This window comes from Pantoea rwandensis (assembly GCF_002095475.1).
Lineage (GTDB): Bacteria > Pseudomonadota > Gammaproteobacteria > Enterobacterales > Enterobacteriaceae > Pantoea > Pantoea rwandensis.
The window spans coordinates 169,604-187,383 of the sequence record NZ_MLFR01000003.1; the positions used below are offsets into that span (position 1 = coordinate 169,604).

The following is a 17,780-nucleotide window of genomic DNA, read 5'->3' on the forward strand; positions in this document are numbered from 1 at the left end:
TAATAATCAGAATTCTCTCACCGTCTTTTAATGTGTGTGCTATATTCCAGGAAAATTCCCTCCCGTTTTTACAGGCTCTGATCATGAAGAATTACGACGATCTGCAGCGTTTTAAAGAAAAGACCAAAACGCTTGATATCGCTTTTAAGGATATGTCTGGGCAATCGCAGGAAGCGGATCACAGTCAATGGGCGATTATCCGCCAATTGGGCACCCATAATGAGCCGGAATTAGGTAGCGGTCAGCGTATTGACCTACCTCAGCCTCAACCTATTCGTGGTGATGAATTTGTGGCGCCTGCCCAGCCTGCGCCTGCAGCGGTCGCGCCACTCTCTGGCACCACACGCGGTTCGATTCTTGATAGTCTGGCCGCCACCGCGCCAGTCGAATCAACGCCTGCTGTGCCACCGACGGGGGTTTCTTCGCTATTCCCACCGGCACCCGCGGCTAAGCCAGCACCTTCTGTGATTGCTCAGGCACCGAAAGCGACACACGTTGAGCGTCAGGCAACCACTTCACTGTTTCCACCGGCGCCCGCCAAACCAGCGGCCGCCAGCGAGCCAGCCCCGGTGACGGCTCCTGTCCCCGTCTCTGCTGCCCCGGCTGCGCCAGTGTTTGCCGCACCCGCAGAGTCAGCACGTATAGCGCCAGTGCTAGCCGCGCCCGCAGAGTCAGTACGTTCAGCACCTGCGCCAACGTTCGCCGCGTCGGCTGAACCGGCGCGACCAGCCGCTACCACACCATCACGCTTTGGTGCGCTGTTCCGCTCACGTCCTGCGGAACCTGCTAATATTTCTAAAGAAACACCATTAAAACCGCTACTGGAGAAGATTGCGCTATGCCGTTAGTTTGTGTGTGCTCGCCAAAAGGGGGAGTAGGGAAAACCACTATGGCGGCCAACCTTGCATGGAGTCTGGCACGTGCCGGCAGCAAGGTGTTGGCAATCGATTTCGATGTCCAGAACGCATTGCGCCTGCATTTTGGGGTACCGCTGCATGATGGTCGTGGTTTTGTCGCGCGCTCTGAAGAGCAGGCGGACTGGAGCCAGTCTATCCTCACCACCGGCGGGAATATTTTCGTCATGCCATACGGTGATGTGACGGAAGAGCAGCGTGAGCGTTTCGAAGAGAACCTGGTAAAAGACCCGCATTTTCTGCGTCGCGGTCTGGACACGGTATTAAATTACCCGGGACTGGTCATTATTGCCGATTTCCCCCCGGCCCAGGCCCAGCGCTTAAAGCTATGCAGGCATTAGCCGATATGCATTTAGTGGTGATGCTCGCGGATACCGCCTCTGTTTCTCTGCTGCCGCAAATTGAAAATGACCGGATGATTGGTCAGCCACTAAATAATAAGCGTGGTCATTATTTCGTATTAAACCAGAGTGACAATCGCCGCAATATTAGCCGTGAGGTCACTGCTTTTATGCAGCAGCGATTGGGCGAGAACTTATTGGGCGTCGTCCACCGTGATGAAAGTGTCGCGGAAGCCAATGCCTCGCAACAGTCAGTATTTGATTTCAGCCCAGCTTCGGCAGCGGCGTTTGATATCGAACTGGTGGCGAAACGGGTGGCAAATATCTTGGATGTAACCGTGGGTAACGGTGAAGTTCAGGCGCCTATTCGCAGCCATTATTAACAGTCTGGCGTTGCCAGACAGAAATAATAACAACACAGCTTCTTCAGGGTGAATCATGAGTAAACTCGGGTTTTACCTGCTGCTGCTGGTGCTCGCACCAGTGGCCGCGGTAGTCATCATCACGCCTATGGACAGCCAGAAACAATATATCTTTGGCTTAATCAGCATCGGGATGATGTTCTTACTGGGCTTCAGCAAAAGCCGCAAAATAACTGTTGTTATGGTTATCCTCTCTGCGCTGATGTCGACCCGATATATCTGGTGGCGCACCACGGAGACGCTGCAGTTTAATTCTGAGGTTGAAGCCATTCTCGGCATCGGCCTATATCTGGCCGAACTGTATGTCTGGCTGATTCTTATTCTTGGCTTCCTGCAGACGACTTGGCCCTTAAAGCGCACCATTGAACCGCTGCCGGAAGATACCAGTCTATGGCCGACGGTCGATATTTACGTACCTTCCTACAACGAAAGCCTTGATGTGGTTCGTGATACGGTGCTGGCCGCGCAGTGTATTGATTACCCGCGCGACAAGTTAAAGGTCTATTTGCTGGATGACGGTAAGCGCAGTGAGTTTGCGGTCTTTGCCGCGGATGTTGGCGTGGGCTATATCACGCGTGATGACAACCGCCACGCGAAAGCCGGTAACCTCAACCATGCAATGAAAATCACCAAAGGTGAGCTGATTTGTATTTTTGACTGTGACCACGTGGCAACGCGCGCCTTCTTGCAGGCGACAGTGGGTCCTTTCCTGAAAGATCCCAAGCTGGCACTGCTGCAGACCCCACACTACTTTTACTCGCCCGATCCGTTTGAGCGTAACCTGCGCGCAGCGCGCAGCATCCCGAACGAAGGTGCACTGTTCTACGGCCCGGTTCAGCAGGGTAACGATAACTGGAATGCGACCTTCTTCTGCGGTTCCTGTGCGGTGATTCGTCGCAGCGCGCTGGAAGAAATTGGCGGCTTCGCGACCGAAACCGTGACTGAAGATGCGCATACCGCATTGAAAATGCAGCGTCTGGGCTGGGGTTCCGCGTTCCTGGCGATCCCACTGGCTGCTGGACTGGCAACAGAGCGTCTGGGCTTGCACGTGGTTCAGCGTAACCGCTGGGCGCGTGGTATGACGCAGATTTTCCGCGTCGATAACCCGCTGTTTGGCCGAGGTCTGAAATGGCAGCAGCGTCTGTGCTACCTCAACGCCATGCTGCACTTCCAGTTTGGTCTACCGCGCGTCGCATTCCTGACGGCGCCGCTGGCGTATCTGTTGTTCAACCTGAACATCATTCATTCGTCGGCGTCGCTGATTTTTGCCTACGTATTGCCACATCTGGTGATGTCGCTCTACGTCAACTCGCGCATGAACGGCAAGTTCCGTTACACCTTCTGGGGAGAAATCTACGAAACCGTCATGTGCTTCCACCTCGTTATTCCCACGCTGTTAACCATGCTGGCGCCTAAGCGCGGTAAATTTAACGTAACGGATAAAGGGGGCTTGCTGGATCAGGGCTTCTTCGATTTCCACATTGTACGTCCGCATGTGATTGTCGCGGTGCTGCTGACGATTGGTATCGTGGCGGGTGTAGTGCGTGCTGTCGCGCATGACTACTTTGGCGTGGATCCTTACGTTATCGCCCTCAACGTAGGTTGGGCGGTGTTCAGCCTGATCATTCTGATGGCCGCGATTGCTGTGGCACGTGAAACTAAGCAGGTGCGTAAAACCATCCGTATCGAAGTGCAGATTCCCGCGGTGATCCATTACGCCAGCGGCATCTCTTCACGCACCCAAACCAGCGACCTGTCGATGGGGGGCGCGCAACTGGATGCACCGGATAATCGCCATGAGCACGATGAAATTGAAGAGATCGATCTGCTGTTGAAATCGGGGGCTATCACCATCCCTGTCAGCAAAATCTCCGGTGATGATGAGAGTATCCGCCTGCGCTTTGGCGATATGCCGCTGGCACGCCGCCGTGAACTGGTGCGCGTTGTGCTGGCACGTGCGGACGCGTGGATTCAGCCGGAATACAAGCAGGACAACCCGCTGGTTTCATTGGGCACCATTATTCGCACCGTATTTGAGCTGTTCTGGCTGACCTGGAAAGATCGCCGTGAGAAGCGTAAGCGTAACAAGCAGGCCGCCGTAAATGAGGACAGCGCAGCATGAAAAATTTGACGCAAACGTTGCTGGCAAGCTCGCTGGCAACGGCGCTGATGCTCGCCCCTGCTTGGGCAGAAACGCCAGCGGTCACGCAGGATAGCTCCGCGCTGTCCAACGTGCCGCCACCGCAAGGTATTCAAAGCGAAGCCGATACCCAGCTGCAACAAGCCGCCGGAGCCACGCCTTATGCGCCTGTGGAAAATGCGCCCGCCGCCGCCCCTGCTGCGACGGATGCACCCGCTGTAACGGATACACCTGCTGTGACCGATGCCCCAGCTGGGATGGATGCCCCCGCACCTGAGATGGTGTTGCCGACGGTAGCTCCCGCGGCACCGGTTGCGATGCCTGCGGCCAGTGCGATGCTGAACCAGCCGGTCAGCAGCACGATTTCAGTGGCGCAAATGGGTCAGCCTCAGGGGATAACCCTGACCGGCGGCCAGTTGCAATCCGGTATTGTCTTCACGTTGCCCAGTGATGAAGTGATCACCAACGCGCACCTCAATCTGTCGCTGCGCGTCTCAGCAGCGCTGGCGGCGCGCAACACCTCACTGCAACTGATGCTGAACGGTCAGCCGTTAGGAACGTTGCCGTTAGGTTCGAGTGACAGCGATGTCAGCGACTATCAGCTGGATATTCCCGCAGCGATGGTGGTGTCGAGCAACAACCTGAGTTTCAAAATCAACGATGCAGACAAACTGCTGTGTGAGAAAGAGAGCGCACAGCAGTATCAGGTCTCCATCCTGCCGAAAACCACGCTGAGCCTTGAAGGCCAGCAGCTGAATATCGGCACCAGCCTGCGCAACTTCCCGCGTCCCTTTATGGATGCACAGCGCATGACACCCGCCAGCGTAACCTTTGGTTTTGCTGCCAACGTTGCGCCTGACAGTGTGAGCGCAGCGGCGTTAGTGGCATCCTGGATGGGTATTCAGTCTGACTATCGTGGCATCCGTTTCCCGGTGGTACGTGGCGACTTGCCTGAGCATAACGGCATTCTGGTCGGCCATCCGGGCGACAAAATTGGCAGTGTCACCCTACCTGCCACCAACGGCCCACTGCTACAGGTGATCGACAACCCGAACAACCCAGTTTACAAGCTGCTATTGGTCGTCGGTGCTGATGATGCGCAGTTACGTCAGGCGGCGAACCGTTTGACCACCCAGCCGCTGGCGACCGATGCCAGTAGCCTCAACGTGCAGCCACAGCAGATTGGCACGCGTAAGCCTTACGACGCACCGCGCTGGATTAATACCAGCCGTCCAGTCCGTCTGAGTGAACTGCTGCGTAAAGATCAGAGCCTGACCACCACTGGTATCTGGCACGATGCACTGAGCGTGAACTTCCGCGCCGCGCCGGATCTGTTTATGTGGGATGGCGACACCATTCCTGTGGAGCTGCACTATCGCTTCCCGTCAGAGAGCTGGATTGATGAGAACAACTCGTTCCTTAACGTGATGATCAACGGCAATTTCTTGCGCAACCTGACGGTGAACAAAGTCGGTCTGCTGGAGAGTGCCTGGCATCGTTTGGGGGGGGACGCACGTCAGGAACACTACACCCTGAAGCTGGAGCCGTATCTGATTTACGGTGACAACCAGCTGGCGCTCTATTTCAACATCAAGCCGAAAGCGGATGCGCCTTGCGGTGTGCTGCTGAACAACAACATCAAGAGCCGCATTGAAGATGATTCGTGGATCGATCTGAGCCACACACGTCACTTCACCATGCTGCCCAACCTGTCCTATTTCGTTGGTGCGTCGTTCCCGTTCTCGCGTCTGGCAGACTTCTCGCAGACCACCTTGCTGCTGCCGGAAAAACCAACGGATGCCGAGATCTCGACGCTGCTGGATATGTCTTCACGTGCGGGTAATGCCACGGGCGTGCCCCTGGTGCAGAACCAGGTGCTGTTTGGCCTGCCGAATGGTGGCACCAATCTGACGCGTCTGCAGCAAAGCGATTTGCTGGCGGTGAGCACCACGCAGAACAGTGAGTTCAATCAGCAGATGTTGGCCAACACGCCGTATGAAACCAGCGGCAACACGCTGGGGGTGAAAGATCCTACTACGTGGGACAAGCTGCGTGGCTGGCTGACCGGTGACTGGTATCGCCAGCAACTGGATGCCGATCGCTACTTCTCCTCCAATGAAGCGTGGCGTGGTTTTGTCAGTTACCGCTCGCCATGGAATGCGGATCGTTTAGTCGTTATGACCGTCGCAACCAGCGATCAGCAACTGTTGCGTCTGCATGAAGACCTGAATTCGCCGCGCATCAACGCAGGTATTCGCGGTGATACCGCCATCATCACTGATGAGAACGGTATTCGTAGCTTCCGCGTGGGACCGCAATTCCCGAGCGGGGAAATGCCGTGGTACATGATGGTGGTGTGGTATGCCAACCAGCACTCCGTGCTGATGGCGCTGGCGGCACTGCTGCTTTCCGCGCTGGTCGGTGGTAGCGCTTGGGCGATGTTGAAACGTCATGCATGGCGACGTCTCAACCCGAAGGCTGATAGCAAGTCCGGCAAGAAGTAAGGATAAAAACAATGAAAAAAATCTGTTAAGTGCCGGTATTCGCCATGCTCTGATTTTGGGTGGGGCGCTGACGCTCTCTCAGCCGCTGTTGGCGGCAGAGAGCACCAATCCTGCGTTACAAGCGCTGTTCGATCAGGCGGCTTACTGGCATCAGAAAGCGCATGACGATTTAGCCAAATCTTCGCTGCAAAAAGTGTTGATGGTGGAGCCGAACAACACTCAGGCTCTCTATCTGCTGGCGCTCTATTCCCAGCAGAGTGGCAGCACGGCGGAAGCGGCACAGTGGCGCGCGCGTCTCAGCGCGGCCTCGCCGAACGATCCGCACCTCAGCGAATTGGATAATGCACGTCAGTTGCAAACCATCCCGCAGGCGCAGCTGTCTCTGGCGCGCCAGCAGGCACGCAGCGGCAATATCGCGGCTTCGCTGCAAACCTGGCGCAATACCTTTAACGGCAATGAGCCACCACCGAGCGTGGCGGCTGAGTACTATCTGACGATGGCGGGTGACCGTTCCCTGCTGCCGCAGGCGGTTGAAGCGTTGCGTCAATTCTCTGCCGATCATCCGCAGGATACTGGCGCAAAACTGGCGCTGGGTAAGGCGATGACTTACCAGGAATCAACCCGTCGTCAAGGGATTGATGTGCTGGCAGGGCTGGCGGATGGCAACAAAGAAGCCGACCGTTCATTGCGTCAGGCGCTGCTGTGGCTCGGTCCACAAGCGTCCGATGCTTCGCTGTATCAAACCTGGCAACAGCGTCATCCGCAAGATAATGCGGTGATGGATTACTACCGCAAAAATGTCGGCGGTGCTGAGAAGGGCGCGGGCTTTACGGCGCTTAACAGTGGTGATGTCAGCAACGCGCAGAACAACTTTGAGAAAGTGCTGCAAGCTAACCCGCAGGATGCGGATGCCTTGGCCGGTATGGGCTATGTGGCACAGCGAGCCGGGCGTTACGCCGAAGCCGCCGATTACCTGACGCGCGCCGCGCAAATGGGCGGCGATCAGAGCGAAGCTCGCCAGAAACAGGCGTCTGATGCACGCTTCTATGCCCAGTTGGCGACCGCGCAGCAGGCACTGAAAAACGGTGATAGCGCACAGGCACTTTCACTGAGTGAGCCACTGACTCAGGCGGAGGGCGAGAAAGGCGTTTCAGCCAAGCTGTTCCGTGCTGATGTGCAGCGCCGCAGTAATCAGCTGGACCAAGCGGAGCAGAGCTATCGCTCTATCCTGCAGAGCGATCCTAATAACCGCAACGCTAAAGAAGGGCTGTTCTACGTACTGCGTCAGCAGAACCGGAGCGCCGAGGCGAATACATTGCTGGCCTCTCTGCCGGACAGTGTGCGTCAAAGTGTGGCCCCGCGCGGTAACAGCACCGACCCGATTCGTGCTCAGGCGAAGCGCGAGCTAGCGGCAGGTAACAACAGTGCGGCGATTGCCACCCTGAACAGTGGAATTCAGCGCTATCCCAACGATGGTTGGCTGCGTCTGGACCTTGCGCGTATTTACCGTGCGCAGGGTGACAACATGATGGCCGCTAATATCATGCAGCCATCAATGCGCACCGGGGCGAGCACCGCTGAACTCTATGCGGGTGCCTTGAACGCCAGCGAAAGTGGTGCCTGGCAGCAGGCGAGTCTGCTGCTGTCGCGCATTCCTAACGGCAGTAAAAGCAGCGATATGCGCGAACTGGCGCAGCGTGTGAACTTCAACCTGCAAATGACCACTGCCGATCAATATCTGGCGCAGGGTTCGAATGCCGCTGCGGCCAACACCCTACGGGCGCTGGCGGCTTCACCCCCATCAAATCCTGTGGATGCGGGTAACCTGGCCCAGAAGCTGGCGAAAGCGGGCGATCTCACCACGGCGGTTTCTGTGGTGCGCAGCAATATGCAACGTGGCATTCAGGGCAACGCCGGTGATTACGCGGCGCAGGTCGCGGTGCTTAATCAGGCGGGTCTGAATAGCGAAGCGCAGAGCTTCCTTAGCAGCCCAGAGTTGCAGTCACGCAGTACGCCAACGCAGTTGGCAGGGATTCGCAACGGCTACGTGATCAACGAAGTGGATCGTCTGCGTGAGCAGAAACAGTATGCCGCCGCTTATGACAAGCTGGTGGGGGCACTGCAGCACGATCCGCAGAACCGTGATTTGATGTTTGCGATGGCGCGACTGTATCAGTCCGGCAAAATGAACAAAGAAGCGGGTGTGGTTTACGACTACCTGATGACACAGGATACGCCGACACAAGATGCGCGTACCGGGGCCATCAACGTGGCGCTGGCCAATAGCGATGTGAACAAAGCGAACACATTAACGCGTGGCCTGAATAGCGAGCAGTCACCGGATCGTCAACTGCTGTTGGCGCGCGTGGCAGAAGCCAATGGTGAGCACGCGCAAGCCATGAGCTATCTACGCAGTGCGCGTGGGCAGCTGATTGGCCTGCAAGGCGCGACCAATGGTAGCACCCCAAGTGTGGGGGGGCTGGCATTGGCAGACAATCCGTTTATCAATCGCGGCAGTTCGCCAGTCGGGCGTTCACCGTCCGCTTATGGTGCCGTGATGCCTTGGCAAAATTCGCCGGATGTGACCAGCAGCGCGTCAGGTGCAACGCTGGCCAGCAACACCCCAGCCATTCAGCAGAGCCAGACGTTACGTCAGATCGACAATATGATGGATGATCTGCAAGAAAAAACCGGTTCATGGGCGATTGGCGGCGTGCAGATTCGTGGACGAGATGGTGAGTCTGGCTTGAGTAAGCTAACCGAAGCGAAAGCACCACTGACATGGTCAACTTCGCCATTTGGTGACTCTCGCTTTGAATTCACCGTGACGCCGGTTTCACTCAGCGCGGGGTCAGCGAGTGGCGATTCATGGCGACGCTTTGGTAGCAATGCTGTGTCGAATGCCGTGCAAAACATGGTCACTACTATCAACAATGAAGGTAATGCCACGACAACCAGCACGACTCTCCAGAATTTACTGACAAAGTATGGTGCCACGACTACCGATTTGGCAGGGATCACCTTTGATGACCTTAATCCTCTGACGTCAACCGGTGCGAGCAACCTTAACTGGCTAAACACCCATCAGGATGTGAAGAATTATTTGATCGCCTCTTCGCTGAAACCGAGTCTGACTCAAGCGGGATCTAACTCGACTGATTCACAGAATGCTTCTGGCGTTGAGCTGAGCATGGCGCTGAAGGGCGACAATTATAAAATTGATTTGGGCAGCACGCCTTTAGGCCAGGATCTCAGTACGCTGGTTGGCGGTGTTCAGTGGGCGCCGAAGCTGACAGATTATTTGACCCTGATCTTGACGGGTGAACGCCGAGCAGTAACAGACAGCTTGCTTTCTTATGTGGGTGTTAAAGATTCACTGACAGGAGAAACATGGGGTCGTGTGACGAAGAACGGCGGTAATGCGTTACTGAGCTATGACAATGGCGATGCAGGTTTCTATGCGGGTGCTGGTGCGTACAGTTACTTGGGTAACAACGTTGCCAGCAATAAAAGTCTGCAAGCGAATGCGGGGGCTTATATTCGACCGCTTCACTCCGAAGATCGTGAGTTGAAAGCCGGCATGAGTGTCTCCTGGATGGACTTCTCCAAAAACCTTAGCTACTACAGCTATGGTCAGGGCGGATATTTCAGCCCCCAGGATTATGCATCTATTTCGTTCCCGGTTGATTACACCCGCAAATATGATGATTTGAGTCTGAAAGTCGGTGGCTCAGTGGGTTATCAATCTTACAGTCAGGATAAGAGTGCTTACTTCCCTAACAATCCTGATTTGCAGGCCTTCATGAATGAGATGGTGACCGACGGTTTTGCTAAAGAAGCTTATTACAGTGGTGGAAGCAAAAACGGTATTGGTTACAACGTACATGCCGGTGCAGATTACAAAATTAACAAAGATGTCATCGTGGGCGGCCAGTTAGGCTACGACACCTTTGGCGATTACAACGAAAGCACAGCGAATCTGTACTTACGTTACATGTTCGGAGACAACTAATGAGTGAGCAAGTAACCGCGCGTATCAGTCATCCGCATCAGCCTGGCTGGTTCGATTTGGTCAGCGTAATGATTGAAAGCATGCTGAATAACGCTGGTGAGGAAGCGGAAGGTTTTCTCATCGACGTGGGCGCATCGCTGGCGGCACGCTATCCTTTAGCGGAAGCACGCACCGTGCAGGATCTGGAGCGCGAAATGAATCTGCAACTGGCGCGCTTCAACTGGGGCTTTGCCCAACTGCAGCCGCAGGAGAACGCTATTCTGATTCAGCATCACGCGCTGCCGCAGGGCGATACGAATGTGGATGCTGAACGCTGGCAGTTGGCGTTGAGTGCCATACTGTCGGGTGTGTATGCACAATGGTTGCAGGCACAAGGCGGCAGTGCTGCCGTACCGGTCACATTTGAGAAACTTGACGGCGGTACGCTGCATTATCGATATCAATAGGATGCTGTGATGAGAGTGATGCGGTTCTGGCGTCAATGGATGCTGTGTTTCATGGTGATATTTTTTAGCGCGCAGGCGGCCGCAGACGGTTGGAGTACTTTTAAAGGCCGTTTTATGAGCAGCGATGGTCGTATCAGTGATACGGCCAACAACAATGTCAGCCATACCGAAGGCCAAGGTTACGGCATGTTATTGGCGGTGGCCAATGATGACCGCACCACTTTCGATCTGCTTTGGAAGTGGACGCGTACGCACTTGCGTAATCCGCAGAATGACCTGTTCTACTGGCGCTACACACCGGGTGCTTCTGACCCGATTGCCGACAAGAATAATGCATCAGATGGTGATGTGCTGATTGCGTGGGCCCTGCAACGCGCAGGGCAGAAGTGGGGCGGTGATTATCAATCCACTTCAGATCGTATTCAGCGAGCCATCGTTAAGCAAAACGTGATCACCTTTGGCGGCCATACGGTGATGTTGCCTGGCGCGCAGGGCTTTAACAAAAACAGCTATGTGGTGCTGAATCCTTCCTACTTCTTGTTTGCGGCATGGCAGGAGTTTGCCGATCGCAGCCATCTGCGTGTGTGGAACGAACTGATTGATAACGGGATGGATCTACTGGGCGACATGCACTTTGGTAAAACGGGTCTGCCGCTGGATTGGGTCGCACTGAACGCCGATGGTTCCGTTGCCCCCGCCGTGGGGTATTCAAACCGTTTCAGCTATGACGCCATTCGTATCCCGCTCAATATCTGGTGGTACGATCCACAAAGTTTGCGTCTGGTGCCGTTCCAGCGCGTCTGGCAGGGCTATGGCCGTCAGACCACACCCGCTTGGTTTGATGTGTTGGGGAATACGCCAGCGCCGTATAATTTAGACGGTGGCCTGCTGGCGATTCGCGATTTAGCGCTGAATCAAACCGGCTATCTCAACGACCAGTTAGCGCCGAATCAGACTACTTCTCTGCTAGTTTGCAGCTGCTGACGTGGCTGGCGTATCAGGAAAAGCGTTAAAAAACTGAACGTCGCGCGATGAATCGCGCCGCTACGGTTTAGCACTATCTTTTACTTAAAAGCGATAAATCACGTAGCTCCCGTTTGACGTTTAAGACGGGAGCTACCCTAAGATGAGACACCCTGAAGCAGGGCAATTCATCGCGCATCTGGAAGCGGCTTGGGTGCAGAAGGGCATTGGCGTGATAAATCACGCGGCTACAGATGATGTGCTATTCGGTTATTTAAAATTCGCATATGGCTCAAGCGGTTGTGGTGGCATATCCATATCGCCGTTCCAGCCGCCCATTGAATAGCGCATATAAATCAGGCCATGGCTGGGGGTGTAATCCTTCGCCTGTTGAATATCCATCGCCAGTCCTACCGACCAGTGTGGCGTGAGACGCCGCTCCACCAGCGCTTGCAGGGTATAACCGAAGCCGTTGCCAGAACTGCTGTCAGAAGTGGGGTTGGAAGCCAGTGTAAATCCAGGATTGACCGGATAACGTTGCTGGCCGTCAGTTTGCGATTGTGACCAGGAAACCGACCCCCCGAGATCAAACGACCAGTTTTCGGTGCGCTGCCGATAGGTGACTGGAACGGATAGCGAGAAATACTGCTGCGGACTGTAATAGCCACCCTGGCCGAAGGTGTAATCGCTGAGGTCTTTTTGGTAGTGCCACAGCATACTATTGAGGCCCACCGTCGCACGGCGATTGTCCTCGTTGATGAGCTTGTAGTAGTAACCGGCCATAAGACGTTCACGGCTGTTATCCGCAACATTTTCACCCGTAATTTGATGAGCGCTGATATCCGCCCACACGCCATTCGCGCCGCCTTGATCATAACTCAACCCAACCGAGCCACCGGTTGCCACCACGCCGCCCCAGGTTTTTCCGCCGTTGGTGGCGGGATCGCGCGCGCCGGCATAGGCCAGCAGCGAGCTGGAGATCGGCCGACGGGAGGCGGTGAAGGTCACGCCAAGATCCTGAACATCGGTTTTCCAGCTTAAGCCACCCACCCAGTTGGTGACTTCAAAGCCAAGTGGGGTGGTGCCAATGTCTCCTGACCAGCGATCGTTATGCCAACCCACGCCAATCGCGGTGCCTTCGTCTCGCTGTTTGAAATCACGGCTACACCCCCCCGAATTATCGTCGTTGCAACTGCCGAAACGTTCGCTGTGGCTGCCATTGCTGGTCGAGAAGGTGCCCGCCGAGACCAATACATGATCAACGCGCACAAAGCTGCGCCCGTCTGCCAGCGGCGTTTCGGCCTGCATCATGGTGGTGTGTGCAGTGAAATCAGACGTGCCGCCGTTACCCTTGTCACGCGAGTAATCCTGTTCCAGCGTGAAGGTGGTGTCCTGCTGACGATAGAGATCGGCCGCATCGCTGCGCAGGCTGCGTTTCAGCCAGTCATCACTGGCGTTGTTACGCGTCAGACGGGTATAGCTGTCATTATCCTGTGGCGCGTCGGTGCTGATGCCGCTGGCCGCCATCGCCAGGCGATAATCCTGCTGCGCCGCCTCAGGCTGTTGCTGTTGCGTTTCCAGCCGCGCGGCATCGCGATAAACCAGTGCTTTGCTTTGGGATGGGGCTTCTTTGGCGGCACGCGTTTTTAAATCATTGAACAGCTGCTGCGCACGCGCTGTGTCGCCACTGTTTTGCCAGGCCAGCGCCACACGGCGACCGCTGTTGATATTTTGCTGCGCCACGCTTGAGGGTAAAGCGTGTAACGCCTGGTGTGCTTGGTCGGTGCGTTTCAGGGCGATGAGGGCTTCGATGCGGCCCAGCGCAGCGTCGTTATTGGTGGCATCCTGCTGCAGCACACGCTGATAACTCGCCAGCGCAGCTTTCGCGTCGCCGCGCTCAAGCGCCCAGTCTGCCAACGTAATATCACGTCGAGTTGAGGCGGGTTGCTGTTGCAGCAGCGCCAGCGCAGCGGATTCGTTGCCATCAGCGCGTAGATCGGTGGCGCGAGCGAACACTTTATCCTGTGTTAAACGATCCGCCAGCTCATGCATATTGCTGTCCCAGCGGGTTTCTGGCAGGCGGTGTAGTGCTGCCAGCGCGGCATCATCCTGATCGCCCGATGAGAGCCACAATGCCCACGCGTAGAGCGCCGCGGGTTCTTGCGGATGCTGGCGTACCATGGCGTCCATCACCTGCGCGCCCTGAGTTTCTTCGCCACTGCTGCGTAGTGCGCCCGCTAAACGATAGGAGAGCCAGATGTCATTGGGATTGTCCTGCGCGGCCTGGCGGTATTTCACCACCGCTTGATGCCACTGACCCTGCTGCGCCAGCGCATCCGCTTCAGCCCGCAGGCTGTCACTGCGCAACGAACGCAACGTATCCGCGAGCGAACGCTGCTGCGCGGCGGGCAATGCATTGATAAACGCCATCGCTCGGGCTGGCGATTGCTGCTGATATAGCGCGGCCAGGCGGCGTATAGCGGTGGTGTTGCCACGATCAAGGCGCAGCGCCTGTTGCCAGTACTGCTCCGCTTGCGTGTCATTTTTGCGCGCCTGAGCGACATCGCCGAGGCCAATCAGTGCCCAGCTGTCACGGTTATCGATGGCCTGCGCACTGCGGTATTGCCGTTCTGCGCCAGCAACATCGCCTTTTTTTAGCGCGTCATCACCCTGGTTGATCGCCAACCAGTAGCGGTTGGTCTGCAGCAGTGACTGCCACTTGCCAATCTGGGTGCTGGCTTGCCCAGCCTGAATAGCTTTCTGCAACCAACTGATGGCTTGCGCGCGATTGTTGGCACGCGCCTGCGCCTGGCCCATAGCCCCCATCAACTCAGCATCATTGGGATTGGCTTTAAGCGCGGCGGCCAGTGCGGCAATCGCATTCGCGCCGCCGCCAGCATCGACCAGTGCCAGACCCCGCATACGCTCGCGATAGGCCGGATCGGCTAACAGCTTTTGCTGCCGTGCCAGCTCTTCTTCACCACGCTGTTGTGCATCACCTGATGTAAACACCTGCAGATATTGCTTCAGGCTGGCCACGCTGGCATCGCTGACCGGCTGATTGTGGATCTGTTGCAACCACAGCTCGGAAGCGGCCTCACGCCCACCATCACGGTTGGCGAGTTGACGCAGCTGCGTTAAGGCTTCGGCAGGTTGGTTATTATCAAACGCCATGCGCGCCAGCTGCAGCTCAACGCCGATATTGCCGGGATAGCGCTGCTCCAGTCCCTGCAACTGACGATAGGCGCTTTGCTGCTGGCCCGGTAAACGTGCGACCAGACGCCAGTACTCCAGTTCGGTGTTCACATCGGGGAACACGCCGTGGAACAGGGCATCCCAGGCAGTTTTGGCTTCTTCTGTGCGCCCCGCTGTCGCCAGCAAGCGCGCTTGCTGCAACTGTTGTCGCCCTTCTGCGCTCATCAAACGCAAACCGGTTTCGGATTCACGGGTGGCGATATCGTTCGGTGCCACGCGTTTCAGTTCATCCAGTAGCTTTTGCGCTTTGGCCTGATCGCCCTGACGCAGTGCCATGCGGATCTGTACCGCCAGCACCTGGGGATTGTCAGGATCGATTTTCTCCAGACGATAAAGCGACTGCTGTACCAAATCATACTTGTTGGTGGATTCACCGGTGCGAATCTGCATTAACAGCCAGGCGACCGGAGAAACCTGCGGGCCATCGGCTGCCACGCCGGGGCCCGCAAGGATGCTAGCAATCAGCAGCCCGAGCGGCAGTTTATTCATCATCTTCCAGCTCGGCCAAGCGGCGACGGCTGACCATCCGCATCAGGCGCCATGCCATCAACGCAAACAGCACCACCACGATGACTGCACAAATCGCCAGCCATACCGGATGTGTCGCCAGCAGGTTCCACAGACGTTCCCACCACGCAGATGGCCCACGAAGTAGGTATCACCGACGCGAACGCTGGTGACGCCTGATTCACGCACAATGGTGGCAGAACCGAATATTGCAGCACGTTTGCCGCTGTCGAGCAGGGCATTGTTGAGCAGGTCCCAGCCACGCGGGCTGTCAGCCAGCAGGGCAACCACGCTCCGCTGGTCATTAAACGGAGACTGGAACCCCACAATGGCGCCCATTGGACCGCGTGAACTGATCTCCGTCTGACTTTCGACTTGGCGGTCACTGGCAGAAACCGGTACGTTTTGCGCCGTGATCGGACGCGATGGCATGTTAATCCAGCTGCGTGCCGCCTCGACTAGCGCATTGATCTTTTTGTCATCCTGCAGATCCTGCGGGATGCTGCCGATCATCAGCACGTCAGCATCGGTGGTTTTGGCTTTGTTCCAGTCATCACTCATTTGCACGCGCAGTGCCGGATAGCCGGTCTGTGCGCCGATGGCCCCCAGCGCATTCAGCATGGTGCTCACTTCGCCGTTGTCGGGCTTCGGCTGCACTAACACCAGTGTCTGCGCCAGATCGGCATAGCGGCTGTAAGGGAAGCCGGCATTGGCATAAGCGTTCAGCGACGGCATCTCGATGTAATGGCGATAGCCAGAGAAATCGATGCTGGAGTTATCGTCGATGACTACATGGTGGCCGACAGCGGTAACGGTCTCACAGCGACCATCAGCCGTGCCGCCAATAAAGGTGTTGGCGTAGTCAAAATTGAAACGCAGTTGGTTCACCACACCGAGACGCAGTGCAGGAATCGTTAACTGGCGACTACTGTCCTGCAAGCCTTGCAGCAAGGGGATATGCATAATCTGCTGTCCGGCGGTATCTTTCGGCGTCAGCGGATAATCTTGCATGAACTGATTATTCAGATGCACTGCCAGGCGCGAACCGTCCTGCTGTATCGGTGAGGTGTAGCGGTAGATCAGATCCATATCGATGCCGCGCGCGCGCACCAGGAACAGGTCAGGCGGCAGGTTCAGGGTCAGGCTGATAGGGTTAGGTTGTAGGCCATCAGCTTGTAGCTGGTTCTGATACTGCGTCAATTCAGCAAAGGTGGTGCGACGATCGGTGCGCACCCAGTTTGGGGCATCATAGGCCTGGCGGGGTTCCAGCAATTTCACGCTGTCGATGGTTGAGGAGTCACCGCGCAACAGCAGTTCGCCCTGCGCGATACCCTCTACCGCCGTCAGCAGGTCGTTATCATCGCGGCCCAAAACCAGCAGCATTTTTTCATACGGGTTATCGGGCTGGCTCACCATCATCACCGTCGGTTTCTCCACCGGTGGCAGGTCTTTCAGGAAGTCTGGACGATGATCGTTGGTGGCGAACACCACCGCATGTTGCTCTTTAGGAAGCTGATTATAGAGCACCGGGAACGACTGACCACGCCATTGCGCTTTGCTGCCGAACCAGGACGCGAGCATACCTGCGGCACGCTGCTGCACCAAGTTTGGCGGGGTGCTAAAGACCATGGGCAATTGCAGTGGGCGGCTGTCACGCGCATCAAAGAAGGGTTCTGGGAAATGCGAAAGATCATTCTTCAGCGGCAGTTTTTGCAGCGTCAGATCGAGTTTGCTCTCTTTACCGATATCCATCCAGATGGTGCTGTTGGCGGGGTTTTCACACACGTTAGCATAGTGCCCAACCAGCTCCAGGCGCACGCGGTTGAAGTCGCCAATGAAGCGCGGATCGATAGCCAGCTGGGTTTGATTCTCTTTGCCGAGTTGGTCCGCCGTGACCGTGACCAGCCCAACCAGTTCGTCGTTGAGATAGACCTTGAGCTGCGACAGCATGGGGATCAGCGCCGGTGAAGGGCGGTAATTGAGCGTTAACAAAGCGCGCGTGACCACTTCATCACTGCGCACCCCAAACTCAATCTGGCTGGTGGGTTCTGTCCCGCGCAGCGTCATACTGCCCGGCGGTGGCGCGACCTGGTTGAACAGCAACTGGCTGTCACGTAGCGGCGCATTGGCATCTAACGGTTGACTGACCACCGGCAACGGCGTCTGTGCGGCGGCGCGAGGTGCTTCGGGCGCAGTAGGTTGCGGTGCAGCAGCCTGCGCCAGCGTTGCAGTACCCAATAGCAGGGCGGTGAACCAGCTCAGTTTTCTCGTCATGG

The 17,780-nt window shown here is 56.4% G+C and carries 6 protein-coding genes and 3 pseudogenes; 7 read left to right on the forward strand and 2 right to left on the reverse strand.

All coding sequences use genetic code 11. The features are described 5' to 3' along the window. Positions 1-83 precede the first annotated feature (83 nt). From bcsO to HA51_RS05980, 7 genes and pseudogenes are all read left to right on the forward strand, one after another. Positions 84-848, forward strand: coding sequence for a cellulose biosynthesis protein BcsO (gene bcsO / locus HA51_RS05950; protein WP_084933106.1), 765 nt, complete (start codon positions 84-86; stop codon positions 846-848). Then, positions 839-1,638: pseudogene (bcsQ, locus tag HA51_RS05955) on the forward strand (cellulose biosynthesis protein BcsQ). Before bcsO ends, bcsQ begins: the two are co-directional and overlap by 10 nt. A 55-nt stretch (positions 1,639-1,693) precedes the next feature. Then, positions 1,694-3,799 (forward strand): UDP-forming cellulose synthase catalytic subunit, encoded by a 2,106-nt coding sequence (bcsA, locus tag HA51_RS05960; RefSeq protein ID WP_084933108.1) that lies wholly within the window; start codon positions 1,694-1,696, stop codon positions 3,797-3,799. Continuing rightward, on the forward strand, positions 3,796-6,321 hold the full coding sequence (gene bcsB, locus HA51_RS05965) for a cellulose biosynthesis cyclic di-GMP-binding regulatory protein BcsB (RefSeq protein WP_084933110.1): 2,526 nt from the start codon (positions 3,796-3,798) through the stop codon (positions 6,319-6,321). Before bcsA ends, bcsB (HA51_RS05965) begins: the two co-directional genes overlap by 4 nt. Next, the gene (locus HA51_RS05970; protein WP_245840176.1) at positions 6,269-10,333 is read left to right on the forward strand and encodes a cellulose biosynthesis protein BcsC; all 4,065 of its coding nucleotides are present in this window, start codon (positions 6,269-6,271) and stop codon (positions 10,331-10,333) included. Before bcsB (HA51_RS05965) ends, HA51_RS05970 begins: the two co-directional genes overlap by 53 nt. After that, positions 10,333-10,779, forward strand: a complete 447-nt coding sequence (bcsD, locus tag HA51_RS05975; protein WP_084933113.1) for a cellulose biosynthesis protein BcsD — start codon at positions 10,333-10,335, stop codon at positions 10,777-10,779. Before HA51_RS05970 ends, bcsD begins: the two co-directional genes overlap by 1 nt. Before the next feature lie 9 nt (positions 10,780-10,788). Continuing rightward, positions 10,789-11,792 (forward strand): annotated as a pseudogene (locus tag HA51_RS05980) (family 8 glycosyl hydrolase). A gap of 220 nt (positions 11,793-12,012) precedes the next feature. Here HA51_RS05980 and bcsC read toward each other — a convergent pair. Both bcsC and bcsB (HA51_RS05990) read right to left on the reverse strand, forming a co-directional pair. Continuing rightward, entirely contained in the window at positions 12,013-15,486 is a 3,474-nt protein-coding gene (bcsC, locus tag HA51_RS05985) for a cellulose synthase complex outer membrane protein BcsC (protein ID WP_084933116.1), read from the reverse strand. Then, positions 15,479-17,778: pseudogene (gene bcsB / locus HA51_RS05990) on the reverse strand (cellulose biosynthesis cyclic di-GMP-binding regulatory protein BcsB). The gene bcsC and the pseudogene bcsB (HA51_RS05990) overlap by 8 nt, the downstream one beginning before the upstream one ends. Positions 17,779-17,780 lie beyond the last annotated feature (2 nt).

Bases quoted from the DNA above. Each gene is read 5' to 3' on its own strand.
- bcsO (WP_084933106.1), top strand. From the start codon at position 84: ATGAAGAATTACGACGATCTGCAGCGTTTTAAAGAAAAGACCAAAACG.
- bcsA (WP_084933108.1), top strand. From the start codon at position 1,694: ATGAGTAAACTCGGGTTTTACCTGCTGCTGCTGGTGCTCGCACCAGTG.
- bcsB (WP_084933110.1), top strand. From the start codon at position 3,796: ATGAAAAATTTGACGCAAACGTTGCTGGCAAGCTCGCTGGCAACGGCG.
- HA51_RS05970 (WP_245840176.1), top strand. From the start codon at position 6,269: ATGCATGGCGACGTCTCAACCCGAAGGCTGATAGCAAGTCCGGCAAGA.
- bcsD (WP_084933113.1), top strand. From the start codon at position 10,333: ATGAGTGAGCAAGTAACCGCGCGTATCAGTCATCCGCATCAGCCTGGC.
- bcsC (WP_084933116.1), bottom strand. From the start codon at position 15,486: ATGAATAAACTGCCGCTCGGGCTGCTGATTGCTAGCATCCTTGCGGGC.